We start from the raw sequence: 14,901 nt of genomic DNA, 5'->3' as shown, positions 1-14,901 counted from the left end.
TACTTGTGTAAGCTCATCGGGATTCGTTCTCTTGCCGCCTTCCTGTAACTTGAATTATTTTGGGTATATAACTTGTCATACTTCAAGCTACAGGTACGTTGGCTGCGTTCGCTCACCCGAATCACTTACTAGTGTAAGCTCATCGGGATTGCTCACCTGTAACCCGAATAGTTTTGGATGTATCGTGCTTTGTAACTGCGATAATGGAGCAAAAAATGCAGTTCTCTAAAATGCATGGCCTTGGTAATGACTTTATGGTCGTTGATGCGGTAACGCAGAATATTTATTTCTCACCAGAATTGATCCGACGTTTAGCGGATCGTCATTTGGGTGTCGGTTTTGATCAGCTATTGGTGGTTGAACCGCCTTACGATCCGGATCTTGATTTCCACTATCGGATCTTTAATGCCGATGGCAGTGAAGTCTCCCAGTGTGGCAATGGCGCCCGCTGTTTTGCTCGTTTTGTTCGCTTGAAAGGGCTGACGAATAAAAGAGAAATCCATGTCAGTACCGCGAATGGGCGTATGGTTCTGAGCGTCACAGAAGACGAGCAGGTACGGGTGAATATGGGCGAACCAAACTTCGAACCTGCTCAGGTTCCCTTCAGAGCGATTAAAGCTGAAAAGACCTATATCATGCGTGCGGCTGAACAAACTGTGATGTGTGGTGTGGTTTCTATGGGTAATCCACATTGCGTGATTCAGGTTGATAACACCGAGACTGCTGCGGTTGAAACTCTGGGACCTGTGATGGAAAGCCATGAGCGTTTCCCGGAGCGCGCCAACATTGGTTTTATGCAAGTGATGACGCGGGAGCATATTCGCTTACGTGTTTACGAGCGCGGGGCAGGAGAAACTCAAGCCTGTGGTAGCGGCGCATGTGGCGCGGTAGCAGTGGGTATTCTTCAAGGCATCCTGGCAGAGGAAGTGTTTGTAGAACTGCCGGGTGGGCGTCTTGATATTGCCTGGAAAGGGCCTGGGTCACCGTTGTTTATGACTGGCCCTGCAACACATGTCTATGACGGGTTTATACATCTATGAAACAGATTGGGGAACAGCAAGGCGTACAGCCAGAATTAGACGACAGCACTATCGTTGACTATCTACAGCGTAACCCCGATTTCTTTATTCGTAATGCTCAGCAAGTTGAAATGTTGCAAGTGCCGCATCCGATTCGTGGCACGGTTTCTCTGGTGGAATGGCATCTCGCGCGTCAGCGTAACCATATCAATACGCTTGAAGAAAATATTGGTCAGCTGTTGAGTCAGGCGCAGACAAACGAAGCACTCTTTTGTCGTTTACTCCAATTACAGGGGAGTCTGGCATCTGCTTCGAGTCTGCAAGAGATGCTGGACAGACTGCAACGCTGGGCACGAAAAATCGGTCTTGCAGGTGCCAGTATTCGCCTGTTTACTGATAGCTGGCGTATTGGTGCTCCCTCTGGTTTTACTCACTTAGCACTCAGCCGTCAGTCCTTTGAGCATTTACGCATTCAGAGGTTAGGGGAGAAGCAGCACTATCTGGGTTCGTTAAATGGCCCTGAATTACTGCTGCTCTTACCCGAGGCTAAAGCTGTGGGCTCCGTGGCGCTATCACTGATGGGGGGTGATGCGGGCGTGATCATTTTTAGTAGTCGGGACCCTCAGCACTATTATCAAGGACAGGGAACCCGGCTGCTGGATGAGTTAGCGCTGATGCTACCTGAGTTACTTGAGCGCTGGGTTGAGCGGCCATGACTGACGTTTCTCCACTGTTACAGAGTGTCGAAGACTTTCTACGTTATCTGAAGGTGGAGCGGCAGCTCAGTCCACTGACTCGCCTGAATTATCAGCGCCAGTTGACGGCAATTGTACAGCTGGCCGATGAGATGAAACTCAAGGGCTGGGCCCAGTGCGATGCAGCGATGGTACGCTCCATTGCGGTACGAAGCCGAAAAGCCGGTTTACAGGCTTCAAGTCTGGCATTACGCCTGTCTGCTTTGCGTAGTTTCTTCGACTGGCAAATAGGGCAGGGTCTGCTGATGGCCAACCCGGCAAAAGGGATCTCTACCCCGAAAACCAGCCGATTGCTGCCGAAGAACATTGATGTGGATGATGTTAATCAGTTACTGAATATTGATATTAACGATCCCCTGGCGGTACGCGATCGTGCGATGCTTGAAATAATGTACGGTGCCGGGTTACGTTTATCAGAACTGGTTAATATGGATTGTCGGCATTTAGATCTTGCGACCGGTGATGCCTGGGTGACAGGTAAAGGCAGTAAAGAGCGTCGCATACCTGTTGGTCGCAGTGCGGTGAGCTGGGTTGAACACTGGTTATTACTGCGTGAGCTCTTCGGGCCTGATGATGACGCTTTATTTCTGGCAAAAACCGGTAAGCGAATTTCTGCTCGTAATGTTCAAAAACGTTTTGCCGAGTGGGGGGTTAAACAGGGACTTAATAGCCATGTGCATCCCCATAAGTTACGCCACTCTTTTGCGACCCATATGCTGGAGTCCAGCGGTGACCTGCGCGCAGTCCAGGAACTGCTTGGTCATGCGAATCTCTCGACCACACAAATCTATACCCACCTCGACTTTCAACATCTGGCGTCCATCTATGATGCCGCACATCCACGTGCTAAACGGGGGAAATCATAATGCATTTTTACCGCCCACTGGGGCAGATCTCTGCTCTGACTTTTGACCTGGACGATACTCTTTATGATAACCGTCCCGTGATCAGACGAACCTCCGAAGAGCTGATGGCCTTTGTTCAGGGCTATCACAGTCGCCTGAATGATTTTACCTTGTCCGATTTTGAACGCTATCGTCAGGCATTATTACAAGATGAGCCTGAAATTTACCACGATGTGACTGAATGGCGGCGGCGCTCAATTGAACTGGCGATGCGGGATATCGGGCTAACTGAGTCACAAGCCAGCGAAGGTGCGTCAGGTGCAATGGCAAGCTTTGCGCAATGGCGTAGCCGAATAGATATTACCCAGGAAACGCATGATACCCTGGCAAAACTTGCTGAAAAATGGCCGCTGGCTGCGATTACCAATGGTAATGCCGAGCCTCATCTGTTCGGCCTGGATCAATACTTTACCTTTATTCTGCGGGCCGGCCCTGACGGGCGCTCTAAACCCTTCGCGGATATGTACCATTTGGCTGCCGAAAAACTTAATCTCCCGCTGGATCAAATCCTGCACGTGGGCGACGATTTGACGACAGATGTCGGTGGCGCGATAAAGAGCGGCATGCAGGCGTGCTGGATTAATCTCCGTGATGGCGACCTGATGCAGATAAAGGATAGCCGTTTGTTACCTCATCTCGAAATTTCACAGTTGGCATCCTTGACTGCGCTGATATAATCACCGTAACTCTGTATAAAATACCAGGGGTTGAGACTCAATAACAGTGAGCTGATGCATACCTGTTGTCGACACGACCAGCCAGACTCGGCTGAATTTTTACAATCCCTTTAATGGCGGTGCCCATGGACGTTTCTTACCTGCTTGATGGCCTCAATGATAAACAGCGCGATGCGGTTGCCGCGACGCGCAGTAATATGCTGGTCCTGGCCGGGGCAGGCAGTGGTAAGACTCGGGTGCTGGTGCATCGTATTGCCTGGCTGATTACGGTTGAGCAGAGCTCGCCTTATTCGATTATGGCGGTGACTTTTACCAATAAAGCGGCAGCGGAGATGCGTCACCGTATTGGCCAGTTGATGGGTACCAGTCAGGGTGGGATGTGGGTCGGAACCTTCCATGGTCTGGCTCATCGTCTGTTACGCGCCCATCATATGGATGCCCGACTGCCGCAGGATTTCCAGATCCTTGATAGTGAAGATCAGCTTCGTTTGCTTAAACGTCTGATTAAAGCGATGAACCTTGATGAAAAGCAATGGCCTGCGCGCCAGGCTATGTGGTACATCAACGGCAAAAAAGATGAAGGTTTACGGCCTTCTCACATTGAAAGTTACGGTAACCCGGTTGAACAAACCTGGCTGCAAATCTATCAGGGTTATCAGGAAGCCTGCGATCGCGCCGGGCTGGTGGATTTTGCCGAGCTGTTATTACGCGCCCATGAGTTATGGCTCAATAAACCGCATATTCTCAATCACTACCGCGAACGCTTCACCAATATCCTGGTCGATGAATTCCAGGATACCAACAATATCCAGTATGCGTGGATCCGCATGCTGGCGGGTGACAGCGGAAAAGTGATGATTGTCGGCGATGACGATCAGTCGATTTATGGCTGGCGTGGTGCGCAGGTTGAAAATATTCAGCGATTCTTGAATGACTTTCCAGGTGCCCAGACTATTCGCCTGGAACAAAACTATCGCTCCACTAATACCATCCTAAGTGCGGCAAATGCGCTGATTGCTAACAATGCTGGTCGCCTGGGTAAAGAGCTCTGGACCGAAGGCGGTGAAGGCGAGCCTATTTCGTTGTACTGTGCGTTTAACGAACTGGATGAAGCGCGCTTTGTGGTTAACCGCATTAAGACCTGGCAAGAGCAAGGTGGTGCGCTTGAAAAGTGTGCCATTCTCTATCGCAGTAATGCCCAGTCTCGTGTACTTGAAGAGGCATTGCTCCAGGCCGCAATGCCCTACCGTATTTACGGTGGAATGCGCTTCTTTGAACGTCAGGAAATTAAAGATGCGCTCTCTTATCTGCGTTTAATGGCGAATCGTAATGATGATGCCGGGTTTGAGCGTGTCGTGAATACGCCGCCTCGTGGCATTGGCGATCGTACGCTTGATGTGGTGCGGCAAACCGCCCGTGACCGTCAGCTCACGATGTGGCAAGCCTCAAGGGCGTTACTCCAGGAAAAAGCCCTTGCGGGCCGCGCAGCTTCCGCCCTGCAGCGTTTTGTAGAGCTGATCGATGCCTTAGCGCATGAAACCGCTGAAATGCCGTTGCATGTTCAGACTGACAGAGTGATTAAAGATTCCGGCCTGTTTACGATGTATGAGCAGGAGAAAGGTGAAAAAGGCCAGACGCGAGTCGAAAACTTAGAAGAGCTGGTCACCGCAACGCGACAATTTAGTTATCAGGATGAAGATCAGGACCTGATGCCATTGCAGGCGTTTCTTTCCCATGCGGCACTGGAAGCCGGGGAAGGCCAGGCGGATACCTGGCAGGATGCGGTCCAGTTGATGACCCTGCACTCAGCAAAAGGCCTCGAATTCCCACAGGTGTTTATTGTCGGTATGGAAGAGGGCATGTTCCCGAGCCAGATGTCACTGGATGAAGGGAACCGGCTGGAAGAAGAACGCCGTCTGGCCTATGTCGGCGTGACCCGGGCAATGCAAAAGCTGACGCTTACCTATGCTGAAACACGACGCTTATACGGCAAAGAAGTCTATCATCGACCATCGCGTTTTGTCGGTGAGCTGCCAGAAAATTGCGTTGAAGAAGTACGGTTACGCGCGAGTGTCAGCCGTCCTGTCAGCCATCAGCGTATGGGAACACCGATTTCCAGCAATGATTCCGGTTTTAGCCTTGGCCAGCGAGTGCGCCACCCTAAGTTTGGTGAGGGTACGGTCGTTAATCTTGAAGGCAGCGGTGAACATAGCCGCGTACAAATTGCCTTTCAAGGGCAGGGTATCAAGTGGCTGGTAGCCGCTTATGCCAGGCTAGAAACGGTCTAACTATCAGATAAATAATACCATTATTATTGATATCATATCTGTGTGACAGCAGTATGATACCGCTCTGGAGCAGTATCATACTGTATGTTGACGCCTTATTTTTGCTCGCGTAACATGCGGGCATTATTACGCTAACGGGATACTCGCCTTGGACACACCCAGTAGATACTGGCTCAATGACCTGCCATCAAGGTTCAACTTCTAAGGCTATCCTCTGATACTGATAACCTTCGTGGTTGTCAGTGATGTCTTTTCCGCTTGAGTCAGATTGTTGAATGGTCTGAACCATCTGTGGTTTCTAAATGTGTACCAAGTGAACAGTCCCTGATATTTTTTGCATTGGGAGTCACGGTCATGCTAAGCGCATTTCAACTGGAAGAAAATCGCCTGTGTCGTATTGAACTGGATGAAGATGAAAACCTGTCCGATTCACTCTGGGTTGATTTGGTTGAACCGGAAGAGAGCGAGCGAGATCGCGTTCAGCTAGAGCTTGGACAGAGTCTGGCGACTCGACCAGAACTTGAAGATATTGAATCCTCAGCTCGTTTTTTTGAAGATGAAGACGGGCTGCATATTCACTCATTTTTCTTTTTTGAAGATGCTGATGATCACGCAGGTAACAGTACTGTCGCTTTTACTATTCGTGAAGGTCGGCTGTATACCTTACGTGAGCGTGAGTTGCCCGCTTTTCGTCTCTATCGTATGCGCGCCCGCAAACAGTTGATGGTGGATGGAAATCCTTTTGAGCTGTTACTTGATCTGTTTGAAACCAAAATTGAACAGCTGGCCGATGAAATAGAAAATATCTATAGCGACTTAGAGAAGCTGAGTCGTGTCATCATGGAAGGACGGCAGGGCGCTGAGTATGATGCGGCGCTCTCGACTTTGGCTGAGCAAGAAGATATCGGCTGGAAAGTACGTTTATGTTTGATGGATACTCAGCGAGCGCTGAATTTCCTGTTACGCAAAGCACGCTTACCGGTTAGTCAGCTGGAACAGGCGCGGGAGATCTTACGCGATATCGAGTCTCTGCTTCCACATAACGAGTCCCTGTTCCAAAAGGTTAACTTCCTGATGCAGGCGGCAATGGGCTTTATCAGTATTGAGCAAAACCGAATCATTAAGATCTTCTCCGTGGTTTCAGTTGTATTCCTGCCGCCGACTCTGGTGGCGTCCAGCTACGGGATGAACTTTGAATTTATGCCGGAACTGACATGGAGCTTTGGTTACCCTTCCGCTATCGTCCTGATGATGCTGGCGGGGCTTGCGCCTTATCTTTACTTTAAGCGGCGTAACTGGTTATAAAAATCATGACAAAGTTCTGGCCTGGCGGTCAGAACTTTAATTTAATGATGAAATAATTGAAATTTATTATCATCTACTAAAATAGAAAAAGTTATATTATTGATATTTTATCCTCACAGTGTTTATTTATTGACGCCATTCTTTCTTAATGCACAATATTCTATGTAATAAACTTTAGTTTTTCCTCACTCATTAATTAGGCTATTTACTTTAAATAATAACGGCCTTAAGTAGTTGAGGTGATACTTTAATTCAACCTTGTTTCTATTCTTATAACAGTACGCTGAGCCGACGGGCTGACATTCAGAATTAATTCAGGTAATTGCCATAACAATGGAGAAATACATGGCTGAAAGTAAAGCTAAGGGAAGAGCGAAGGGGACTACGACGCCACATGACCTGGTATTTAAACAGTTTCTGACACATCCCGAAACGGCACGGGATTTTATGCAACTACATCTGCCAGCAGAATTGCAGGCGGTCTGTGACTTCACTACCCTCAGACTGGAGTCAGGAAGTTTTGTTGAGGATAGCCTGCGTCCTTATTTTAGCGATGTGCTTTATAGTCTAAGTACTACAAATGGTGATGAGGGTTATATTCACGTACTTATCGAACACCAGTCCACCCCTGACAAGCATATGGCGTTCAGGCTTCTTCGTTACTCGGTTGCCGCCATGCAACGCCACCTGGATGCAGGGCATAAAAAGCTGCCGTTAGTGATACCCGTATTGTTCTATACCGGAAAGCGTAGCCCCTACCCGTATTCAACCCGTTGGCTGGATGAGTTTAACGATCCCGGACTGGCCGAAAAGCTATACAGCGGTAATTTCCCCCTGGTTGATATTACGGTCATACCCGACGAAGAGATTATGGATCACCGCCGTATGGCAGCCCTGACGCTGCTGCAGAAACATATTCATCGCAGGGAATTGTCAGGTCTACTGGGCAATCTGACCACTTTGTTGCTGGCAGAAAACATGACAGGACAGCAGTTGGCTTCACTGATACACTACCTAATACAGGCTGGTGAAACTTCAAACGCAAAGGCATTTATACGTGAACTGGCACAACGGGTACCACAACATGGGGACGAATTGATGACCATCGCACAACAGCTTGAACAGAAGGGCATGGAAAAAGGCATGGAAAAAGGCATGGAAAAAGGCGGTCGTGAAACTGCCCTTAAAATTGTCCGTACCATGCTGCAGAATGGCATTGACCGCAAAACCATTATGAAACTGACCGGTTTGACTGAAAATGACATGGTGCGGATCGGCCATTAATTAGCGTTTCAGGTACTCAGTAAATTCATTTATAGTTCGTACAATTACTTCATTGATTAATATTTCCTGTTTAGATGAGCGAACAATAAATCGATTGTTGATATCATTAAGTATAAAATCCCTGAATGGCATCGTAATATTTATTTTCTTCACTCTTCAGTATTTAATATCGATGTGGGTCTTCTATATTTTTATCGTGAACATGATGGCTAATGAGAGTGCTTAATTGGAAGTAAAGAAGCGAGTTATATATTATTGAACTAATGATTAGGTATGTTTTAATAAAAAAGGCCCCTACTAAAACTCATGCTCGTCATCACTTTGAAAGGAGCCATTTGGCTCCTTTTTGCTATCCGAGCAGTTAGCTGGTTTGAGCTTTAAACGCTTTCCTGGCGCGACGCTGGGTATAGATAGCATCGGTAATAAACAGGATCAGTGCAGCCCAGATAAAGCCAAATGTCACCATTTTATCTTGGGTAACCACTTCGCCATATAACAGCGTCGCCAGCAAAAATATCAGAATCGGGCCGCTATAGAGAAAGAAACCGAGCGTCGAGAGGCGTAAGCGGTTTGCCGCAGCCGTAAAACAGAGTAACGGTACGGTGGTAATCACGCCTGCAAATATCAGCAACAGATTCAGCAACCAGCCATTTTCGGTCATATTGCTGGTGGGACTATCAGCAATAGCAAACAGATAAATCGCCGCGACAGGGAGCAGCCATAAGGTTTCTACCAGCATACCGACCTGGGCATCGACGCCAATTTTTTTACGTAGCAGGCTGTAAAAAGAGAAGCTAAATGCGAGTCCGAGCGCAATAACCGGCAGTGAACCAAAGGTCCAGAGCTGAACCAGCACTCCGGTCATCGCCAGTAAGAGTGCAGTCCACTGCATAGCCCTGAAACGTTCACCTAGAAAAATTATCCCCAGCAGTACGCTGACGAGCGGGTTAATAAAATATCCCAGGCTTGCTTCAAGTAGGTGATTGTTATTGACTGCCCAGATATAAAGCAGCCAGTTACAGCCAATTAACACCGCGGTCAGTGCCAGGGCGAGGATCTTTTTGGGATGCTGAGCAGCCAGCCTCACCTTCGGCCATAAACGGTAAAGACTCAGGAGTATTACCATAAAAAAGAACGACCAGACCACGCGATGGGTAAGGATCTCCAAAGCTGGAACCTGCTGAAGAAATTTAAAGTAAACCGGGGCAAGCCCCCAGATAAGGCAAGCAGAAAGAGCCAGCAATACACCCTTACGGGTCTCTGTAGGATTCATGGAAACTCGTTAACGAACTATAAAATAGGCTGGTAATAGTAACATGCTTTATCTCTGTGAAATGGACTAACAGGTTACTACATCTCTGGTCTGTTAACCCACCATATAGGTTGCAGTGGCGCTGGCGATATAAACCTGATCCTGGTTATGGAGTTCGACCCGGGCAACCGCAACTTTATTGCCTGCACGTAACAATCTGCTGGTTGCGGTAAAGCGCTCTCCCCGACCTGGACGCAAATAATCGACGCGTAAATCAATGGTTCCCATTTTAGACAGCCGCTGGCGTAGCTCATCTTCAGTGATGGTTTCATGGCGAGTGAGAGTGCTGCCGACACAAACTAATCCAGCGGCAACATCAAGGGCAGAGGCAATAACCCCGCCGTGTAAAATACTTTGTGCCCAGTTTCCGACCATCATGGGTTGATTATTAAAACCCAACTGAGCAAAATCTTTTTCGTAGCACTCAAGCTCAAGACCCAAAGCGCGGTTAAACGGCATCTGGTAAACAAAAATATCACCTACCAACTTAAGGACATCCTCGTTGGTTAAGATTATCTGCGACATGATTTATTCCTTTAACAAAAACCATTGTTAAATAATTGTTTGCTTTTGGTTTGTCAATTATTGCTGACAATTTTGTCGCTGTTTTTGCTTTTGATTCTCAAAAAATGAGCCAATAACTCGTGTCCTGGCGAGAAGAGAAGCGTTACCATTTTGCGAGGAATGACCTGGCAATGAAAATTTTAACCAGACACTGATTCTTGTAAGCGTTATGCTTACCCTCCTTTTTTTAAGGCATTGCCGTTTTATCAGCATCGCTGAAAACCGTGCCAGTTTTTTGTACACGAGGATATTGTGACACAGGCGGATGTAATCGATCAGGCATCGCTGGCGAAACAGGTTTTGCAGGAAACCTTCGGCTATCAACAATTCCGCCCGGGCCAGGACACAATCATTGATACGGTGCTGGAAGGACGCGATTGCTTAGTTGTCATGCCTACCGGTGGCGGTAAATCACTGTGTTATCAAATACCGGCATTGGTTTTTGATGGTTTGACCGTTGTCGTCTCCCCGTTAATTTCCTTGATGAAAGATCAGGTTGACCAGTTGCTGGCGAATGGCGTGTCTGCGGCTTGCCTGAACTCGACCCAAACGCGTGAGCAACAGCTTGAGGTGATGACCGGCTGTCGTACCGGCAGTATCCGGTTACTGTATATCGCCCCGGAACGCCTGATGATGGATAACTTCATCGACCACCTTAGTCGCTGGCAGCTCGCGATGGTGGCGGTTGATGAAGCACACTGTATCTCTCAGTGGGGGCATGACTTCCGCCCGGAATACGCAGCGCTGGGGCAGTTACGCCAGCATCTTCCTAATGTTCCTTTTATTGCCTTAACGGCTACAGCAGATGATACAACCCGGCTTGATATTGTGCGTTTGCTGGGGCTGCAAGACCCGTTAATTCAAATCAGTAGTTTTGACAGGCCGAATATCCGTTACATGCTGATGGAGAAATTTAAACCTCTCGATCAGCTGATGCGCTATATCCAGCAGCAAAGTGGTAAGCCGGGCATTATCTACTGTAACAGCCGGGCTAAAGTAGAAGACATCGCTGCGCGTTTGCAAAGTAAAGGTATTAGCGCTGGTGCCTATCATGCAGGGCTTGAACATCAACTGCGTAGTGAAGTGCAGGAAAAGTTTCAGCGTGACGATCTACAAATCGTGGTGGCGACTGTGGCATTTGGTATGGGCATAAATAAGCCTAACGTTCGTTTTGTCGCCCACTTCGATATTCCACGCAATATCGAGTCTTATTACCAGGAAACCGGGCGAGCAGGGCGAGACGGCCTGCCAGCAGAAGCCATGCTGTTTTACGACCCGGCGGATATGGCCTGGCTGAGAAAGTGTCTGGATGAGAAACCTGTTGGTCAGTTACAGGATATTGAGCGTCATAAACTCAATGCCATGGGAGCCTTTGCCGAAGCACAAACCTGTCGCCGTCTGGTATTACTGAATTACTTCGGTGAAGGGCGGCAGCAAGCCTGTGGAAACTGTGATATTTGTCTGGATCCACCAAGACGCTATGACGGACTTGTCGAAGCGCAAAAAGCCTTGTCCTGCATTTATCGTGTCGGCCAGCGCTTTGGTATGGGTTATATCGTTGAAGTGCTACGTGGCTCTAATAACCAGCGTATTCGCGAGTTTGGTCATGACAAACTGAAAATCTATGGTGAAGGACGTGCTCAGACCACGGAACACTGGGTTAGTGTGATTCGCCAGCTGATTCACCTCGGCGTGGTGACACAAAATATTGCCCAGCACTCCGCGCTGCAACTGACAGAAGCCGCCAGGCCCTATTTACGCGGCGAAATTCCGCTGATGCTCGCTGTTCCACGTTTAGTGGTTCTGAAAGCTCGCTCCAGTCAGAAGACCTTAGGGGGCAACTACGATCGTAAGCTGTTTGCCAAATTGCGTAAACTGCGTAAGTCGATTGCCGACGAGGAAAACATTCCACCTTATGTCGTCTTTAACGACGCTACCCTGGTTGAAATGTCCGAACAGATGCCGATATCAGCCTCTTCAATGCTGGGTATTAATGGCATAGGTAGTCGGAAACTGGAGCGTTTCGGGCAACCCTTTATGGCGCTAATTCGCCGGCATCTTGATGGGGTGGAAGAGGATTAAGAGGAGGGGGAAGATATCAATACTCAGATCTTACCCCAATTTCCACGCATCTCACCTATCAAGCATGACGCGCACTGGCCAGTAAAGCCGCAACCAGCACAAACAATGAGCCAAACACCCGATTCAACGCTTTCACTTGATGGGGCTCTTTTATCCAGATGGCAATACGTGTTGCCAGTGTGGCATAACCTATCATCACGATAATATCGACTACCACGGTGGTGATGCCGAGCACCAGATACTGCATTACCTGAGGCTGTTCCGGATTGATAAACTGTGGAAACAGTGCTGCAAGAAACACAATACTTTTAGGGTTGGTCAGATTCACCAGTACCGCACGCTTAAATAATTTGCGGCCAGGCTGGCTTTTACCCTGGGTTTTAAGATCGATTGACCCGGCAGCACGCCATTGCTGAATACCTAACCAAATCAGGTAGGCGGCACCCGCCCACTTAAGTATTTCGAAGGCTAGCACTGAACGTGAAAACAGGGTTCCCAGCCCGACACCGACCAAAATGATATGAATAGTCAGACCTGCCTGTAGCCCGGCAATTGACGAAAAAGTCTTACGGTACCCGTGGTTAATAGCAGTGGTCATGGTGTTAATCGCACCAGAGCCGGGTGAAAGGCTTAATATTATTGTGGTTATGAGATAGGTTAACCACCACTCAAACGTCATACCGATGTTCCCTGAAAACGGACTTTTATGCCACAATACGCTATTGTAGAAATGGACGCTATCTACTTCAAAAACAGCTGCCAGGCGGTGTGAGTTCTTATGTCTTCGCAGAAAAATGATTGGTTACAACGTGAGCAAAAATTTACCTCTTTCGCTACCGGTCCACTGACCGCATTCTGGCGAATGCGCGAGGAATGTGAGTTTACCGGGGTTGATCAGGTTCGGGTTCGTTATGTGCGTTTTTGTTCGCCGCAGCATCAGCGAGTGGTGGTGGTGTGTCCGGGCAGAATCGAAAGTTATGTAAAATATGCCGAACTCGCCTATGACTTATTTCATAGTGGCTATGATGTCTTAATCATCGATCACCGTGGCCAAGGGCGTTCAGGACGTTTACTCTCAGATTCACATCGTGGTCACGTCGTTAACTTTACCGATTATGTTGAAGATTTTAATCGGTTCTACCAGCATGAGCTGGTGCCTGGAAAATGGCAGAAACGCTATTTACTGGCCCATTCAATGGGCGGAGCTATTGCGGCTCTCTGGCTTGAGAAAAACTCGGATGCGTTTGATGCTGTCGCCCTGTGTGCGCCGATGTTTGGCATTATTGTGCGCTGGCCGGAATGGATCGTACGTCATATCCTTGACTGGGCTGAAGGTCACCCCCGGGTGCGGGAAAAATATGCGCTAGGAACCGGGCGCTGGCGCGCGCTGCCTTTCCATATGAATGTGCTGACTCATAGCGAAGCTCGTTATCGACGAAATTTACGTTTTTATGCTGACGAGCCAGCATTGCGGATGGGAGGACCTACCCTCCATTGGGTGCGCGAAGGGATAATCGCGGGAGAGAAGGTGCTGGCAGGGGCAACTGCTATCACGACGCCGATTTTTTTATTACAGGCAGAAGAGGAACGTGTGGTGGATAACCGGGCGCATCTTCGTTTCTGTCAGCTTAGAGCTGCGGCGGGCTACCCATGTGAGGGGGAAATACCTTACGTCATTGAGGGTGCGTATCATGAGATCCTGTTTGAAAAGGACGATATGCGTGCCAGGGCATTAAATGCCATTCTTGCTTTTTTCGAGCGACATCACTAATTCCTGTTTACAGACTGAGGTTCACCAATTCTATGTATCATGTAGTTGCTTCCGACTTAGACGGCACGTTGCTGTCACCCGATCATTTCCTCTCTGAGTACGCAAAAGAAACCTTAAAATTGCTTACAAATGAAGATATCCACTTCGTTTTTGCCACTGGACGGCACTATATTGACGTAGGACAGATCCGTGACAATCTGGGGATACGGTCTTATATGATCACCTCTAACGGAGCACGGGTTCACGATCCCGATAACAACCTGATCTTCTCTCATAATCTGGCTCCCGATATCGCGCGTAGCCTGTTTAAGATAGTGGCTAATCACCCGAGAATGATAACCAACGTTTATCGCGGTGATGACTGGTTTACCAATCGCCATAGCCCGGAAGATCTCGAATATTTTAAAGAAGCTAAATTTATCTACACCCTGTTTAACGATCCTGCCACGCTGCCTGACGATAATGTCAGTAAGGTGTATTTCACCGGAGCAACTCACGAAGAGTTACTGGTGCTTGAGCAAGAAATCAATGAACTCTGGGGCGACAGAGTTAACGTCAGTTTTTCTACCCTGACTTGCCTTGAAGTGATGGAAGGCGGCGTCTCAAAAGGGCAGGCGCTTGAGGCAGTAGCCAAAGCTCTGGGTTATGAACTATCAGACTGTATTGCGTTTGGTGATGGAATGAATGATGCCGAAATGCTCAGTATGGCCGGGAAAGGCTGTATTATGATGAATGCACATCAGCGTCTGAAGGACCAGTTCCCGCACCTGGAAGTGATAGGTAATAATGCTGATAATGCTGTTCCGCGTTACTTACGTAAACTGTATTTACAGGCAGATTAATCAAACCAGTGGTCATATTATAACCACTGGTAAACGACATAATGAAACCAAGAGTTTTTATTGTGGTTACAATGGCACAGTTTTCTCCTGACGGATA

General features: G+C 48.2%; 14 protein-coding genes. 11 read left to right on the top strand and 3 right to left on the bottom strand.

Features of this window, described 5'->3' with window-relative positions; genetic code table 11:
• Nucleotides 1–215 precede the first annotated feature (215 nt).
• The 8 genes from dapF (at nt 216) to M2387_RS25135 (ending at nt 8,233) form a co-directional block, all read left to right on the top strand.
• Complete coding sequence (dapF, locus tag M2387_RS25165) at nt 216–1,040, top strand: diaminopimelate epimerase (RefSeq protein ID WP_259053533.1); 825 nt, start codon at nt 216–218, stop codon at nt 1,038–1,040.
• On the top strand, nt 1,037–1,735 hold the full coding sequence (locus M2387_RS25160; RefSeq protein ID WP_259053532.1) for a DUF484 domain-containing protein: 699 nt from the start codon (nt 1,037–1,039) through the stop codon (nt 1,733–1,735). The genes dapF and M2387_RS25160 overlap by 4 nt, the downstream gene beginning before the upstream one ends.
• Nucleotides 1,732–2,640, top strand: a complete 909-nt coding sequence (xerC, locus tag M2387_RS25155; RefSeq protein ID WP_259053530.1) for a tyrosine recombinase XerC — start codon at nt 1,732–1,734, stop codon at nt 2,638–2,640. Before M2387_RS25160 ends, xerC begins: the two co-directional genes overlap by 4 nt.
• Nucleotides 2,640–3,356: a 5-amino-6-(5-phospho-D-ribitylamino)uracil phosphatase YigB gene (gene yigB / locus M2387_RS25150; RefSeq protein WP_259053528.1), complete on the top strand. Its 717-nt coding sequence runs from the start codon at nt 2,640–2,642 to the stop codon at nt 3,354–3,356. The genes xerC and yigB overlap by 1 nt, the downstream gene beginning before the upstream one ends.
• A gap of 125 nt (nt 3,357–3,481) precedes the next feature.
• Entirely contained in the window at nt 3,482–5,644 is a 2,163-nt protein-coding gene (gene uvrD / locus M2387_RS25145) for a DNA helicase II (protein ID WP_259053527.1), read from the top strand.
• Between the two features lie 148 nt (nt 5,645–5,792).
• Nucleotides 5,793–5,849, top strand: coding sequence for a YsgD/CorL family protein (gene ysgD, locus M2387_RS25995; RefSeq protein WP_367275773.1), 57 nt, complete (start codon nt 5,793–5,795; stop codon nt 5,847–5,849).
• 149 nt (nt 5,850–5,998) lie between these two features.
• Nucleotides 5,999–6,949, top strand: coding sequence for a magnesium/cobalt transporter CorA (gene corA, locus M2387_RS25140; protein WP_259053524.1), 951 nt, complete (start codon nt 5,999–6,001; stop codon nt 6,947–6,949).
• Nucleotides 6,950–7,294: 345 nt separating this feature from the next.
• Nucleotides 7,295–8,233 (top strand): Rpn family recombination-promoting nuclease/putative transposase, encoded by a 939-nt coding sequence (locus M2387_RS25135; RefSeq protein ID WP_259053522.1) that lies wholly within the window; start codon nt 7,295–7,297, stop codon nt 8,231–8,233.
• Nucleotides 8,234–8,594: 361 nt separating this feature from the next.
• On the opposite strand, the gene rarD is transcribed toward M2387_RS25135, so the two are convergent.
• Nucleotides 8,595–9,506 carry an EamA family transporter RarD gene (rarD, locus tag M2387_RS25130; protein WP_259053519.1) on the bottom strand — a complete coding sequence of 304 codons (912 nt, stop codon included), beginning with the start codon at nt 9,504–9,506 and terminating at the stop codon, nt 8,595–8,597.
• A gap of 93 nt (nt 9,507–9,599) precedes the next feature.
• Entirely contained in the window at nt 9,600–10,070 is a 471-nt protein-coding gene (yigI, locus tag M2387_RS25125) for an acyl-CoA thioesterase YigI (RefSeq protein WP_259053517.1), read from the bottom strand.
• A gap of 291 nt (nt 10,071–10,361) precedes the next feature.
• Between yigI and recQ the strand changes: the two genes are divergently transcribed.
• Nucleotides 10,362–12,191, top strand: a complete 1,830-nt coding sequence (gene recQ, locus M2387_RS25120; protein WP_259053515.1) for an ATP-dependent DNA helicase RecQ — start codon at nt 10,362–10,364, stop codon at nt 12,189–12,191.
• A 58-nt stretch (nt 12,192–12,249) separates the two neighbouring features.
• On the opposite strand, the gene rhtB is transcribed toward recQ, so the two are convergent.
• Nucleotides 12,250–12,870, bottom strand: coding sequence for a homoserine/homoserine lactone efflux protein (gene rhtB / locus M2387_RS25115; RefSeq protein WP_259053513.1), 621 nt, complete (start codon nt 12,868–12,870; stop codon nt 12,250–12,252).
• A gap of 99 nt (nt 12,871–12,969) precedes the next feature.
• Between rhtB and pldB the strand changes: the two genes are divergently transcribed.
• Together pldB and yigL are read left to right on the top strand one after the other, a co-directional pair.
• On the top strand, nt 12,970–13,962 hold the full coding sequence (gene pldB, locus M2387_RS25110; protein WP_259053511.1) for a lysophospholipase L2: 993 nt from the start codon (nt 12,970–12,972) through the stop codon (nt 13,960–13,962).
• A gap of 32 nt (nt 13,963–13,994) precedes the next feature.
• A complete protein-coding gene (yigL, locus tag M2387_RS25105) occupies nt 13,995–14,804 on the top strand; it encodes a sugar/pyridoxal phosphate phosphatase YigL (protein ID WP_259053509.1) in 810 nt (269 codons plus the stop codon).
• The last annotated feature ends 97 nt before the right edge of the window (nt 14,805–14,901 follow it).

The organism is Klebsiella sp. BIGb0407, assembly GCF_024807845.1.
Lineage (GTDB): Bacteria > Pseudomonadota > Gammaproteobacteria > Enterobacterales > Enterobacteriaceae > JGM124.
The sequence above is the reverse complement of the archived record's forward strand: the minus strand, read 5'-3'. Positions and strand labels throughout refer to the sequence as shown.

What these genes read in the sequence shown, in the direction of transcription:
- pldB (WP_259053511.1), top strand. Translation starts at nt 12,970, where the DNA reads ATGTCTTCGCAGAAAAATGATTGGTTACAACGTGAGCAAAAATTTACC.
- M2387_RS25160 (WP_259053532.1), top strand. Translation starts at nt 1,037, where the DNA reads ATGAAACAGATTGGGGAACAGCAAGGCGTACAGCCAGAATTAGACGAC.
- dapF (WP_259053533.1), top strand. Translation starts at nt 216, where the DNA reads ATGCAGTTCTCTAAAATGCATGGCCTTGGTAATGACTTTATGGTCGTT.
- corA (WP_259053524.1), top strand. Translation starts at nt 5,999, where the DNA reads ATGCTAAGCGCATTTCAACTGGAAGAAAATCGCCTGTGTCGTATTGAA.
- rarD (WP_259053519.1), bottom strand. Translation starts at nt 9,506, where the DNA reads ATGAATCCTACAGAGACCCGTAAGGGTGTATTGCTGGCTCTTTCTGCT.
- yigB (WP_259053528.1), top strand. Translation starts at nt 2,640, where the DNA reads ATGCATTTTTACCGCCCACTGGGGCAGATCTCTGCTCTGACTTTTGAC.
- xerC (WP_259053530.1), top strand. Translation starts at nt 1,732, where the DNA reads ATGACTGACGTTTCTCCACTGTTACAGAGTGTCGAAGACTTTCTACGT.
- uvrD (WP_259053527.1), top strand. Translation starts at nt 3,482, where the DNA reads ATGGACGTTTCTTACCTGCTTGATGGCCTCAATGATAAACAGCGCGAT.
- rhtB (WP_259053513.1), bottom strand. Translation starts at nt 12,870, where the DNA reads ATGACGTTTGAGTGGTGGTTAACCTATCTCATAACCACAATAATATTA.
- yigL (WP_259053509.1), top strand. Translation starts at nt 13,995, where the DNA reads ATGTATCATGTAGTTGCTTCCGACTTAGACGGCACGTTGCTGTCACCC.
- M2387_RS25135 (WP_259053522.1), top strand. Translation starts at nt 7,295, where the DNA reads ATGGCTGAAAGTAAAGCTAAGGGAAGAGCGAAGGGGACTACGACGCCA.
- yigI (WP_259053517.1), bottom strand. Translation starts at nt 10,070, where the DNA reads ATGTCGCAGATAATCTTAACCAACGAGGATGTCCTTAAGTTGGTAGGT.